Below are 522 nucleotides of genomic sequence, written 5' to 3' on the forward strand. Positions count from 1 at the left end.
GGACAGGCCGGCCACCACCGTCGTACGGCGCCCGACGCGCAGCTCACCGAGGCGGGTCTGGTCGTCCCAGAGCAACGTCACGTTCCCAGAGGCAACCGGTTCCCAGCGACCGGGGCGCGATCGGCGAGGGACGACGGGGTGAACGTCACAGGACGGTTGGCCGGCAGGGCCATAGCCACGCGGCTCCACCGGTCGTTGTACGGGCATGCGTGGTGCACCAGGGTCCGAGAAGCGAGTGTTCTTTGTCTGGGCTGCGGTCCTGCTCCTGGTGACCGTGGGCCTGATCGTGATGCTCCGGCCCAACTCGCCGGAGCGGGCCATCGACGACGACCGCCCCCGCGCGGACGACCTGACGACGCTCCCGACCGAGCCGGCCGCACCGAAGAAGACGAAGAAGGCGAAGCCCTCGGCCGAGGCGAACGCCCTTCCCGCGGGCCTGCAGAGCGGCTTCCCGGGCCTCGGCACCCAGCCCGGCATCTCCGGTGACAGCGACGTCTTCTCGCTCCCGAAGCACAAGCTGAC

1 protein-coding gene is annotated in these 522 nt (G+C 70.5%); it reads left to right on the forward strand.

Annotation, left to right across the window (positions count from 1 at the left end):
• Positions 1-235 precede the first annotated feature (235 nt).
• Positions 236-522, forward strand: a 287-nt coding sequence (locus ACOADB_RS21595) for a hypothetical protein (RefSeq protein WP_378603370.1), incomplete at its 3' end; no start/stop codon positions are given.

The organism is Nocardioides sp. CPCC 206348 (assembly GCF_048654705.1).
Classification (GTDB): Bacteria; Actinomycetota; Actinomycetes; order Propionibacteriales; family Nocardioidaceae; genus Nocardioides.